Below are 925 nucleotides of genomic sequence, written 5' to 3'. Positions count from 1 at the left end.
CTGAACCTTTATAATTCTGCCATCCGCTTTTTCTATCGGAATGTCCTGCACATCCTTTGGGATGACATTACAATCCCGCGCATGATTCTGGAACATAAACTTCCAACTGTTTTGACGATTGATGAAATCGACCGCTTGTTGGACGCTGTTGACGACATAAAATATAAAGCTATGTTTGCAACCATGTATTCTTCCGGAATGCGTGTTTCCGAAGTCATCCATCTGCATTATGATGATATTTCCCGCACAAAGATGCAGATCCATGTCCGGGATACAAAAAACCGGATGGACCGCTATACGGTCCTTTCCAAGCGGTGTCTGGATATCCTTACACAATACTGGTTTGAGAAAGGACGGCCCCGTGGAATCCTGTTCCCTAATAAGTTCACCGGTAATTACCTGACAGTCAGTACTCTGGAACAGGTGATGCGCCGTGCTGTATCTGAGGCTGAACTTCCGGCGGGAGCAACTCCACACTCCCTCCGGCACAGCTTTGCAACACATTTGATGGAGCAGGGCGTAGAACGGCAGAATATTCAGGCACTGCTTGGACACCGTGACCCGAAATCCACGGAGGTTTATCTTCATGTCAGCAACAAATCCCTGATGGGAATCCAGAGCCCGTTTGACCGGAAAGAAGGTGCTGGTCATGAATAAACCCACAGTACAGGATATCTTTCTGCGTTTTTATCCGGCATACCTTGAAAAGTATTCCCCTTCCCCTGAACAGGCAAAAGTTTCCCGGAACATCATAAACTGTAAAACCGGAGCTTATGGCGCGAATGTCAGCATATGTGAGGATTGTAGTACCGTTCAGATTCATTATAACTCCTGTCGTAACCGCTGTTGTCCCATGTGCCAGGCTGTTCCAAAGGAAATGTGGATGGATGCCCGCAGGGAAGATGTACTTGATGCACCTTACTTT

General features: G+C 47.1%; 2 protein-coding genes. Both read left to right on the top strand.

Features of this window, described 5'->3' with window-relative positions:
- Positions 1-657 (top strand): tyrosine-type recombinase/integrase (locus B5G00_RS18485; protein WP_087275082.1); only part of this gene is annotated, 657 nt, incomplete at its 5' end.
- A partial coding sequence (locus B5G00_RS18480; RefSeq protein WP_206423813.1) for a transposase zinc-binding domain-containing protein occupies positions 650-925 on the top strand: 276 nt, incomplete at its 3' end. The genes B5G00_RS18485 and B5G00_RS18480, both read left to right, overlap by 8 nt.

This window comes from Blautia sp. An46 (genome assembly GCF_002161645.1).
GTDB classification, from domain to species: domain Bacteria; phylum Bacillota; class Clostridia; order Lachnospirales; family Lachnospiraceae; genus Blautia; species Blautia ornithocaccae.
The sequence above is the reverse complement of the archived record's forward strand: the minus strand, read 5'-3'. Positions and strand labels throughout refer to the sequence as shown.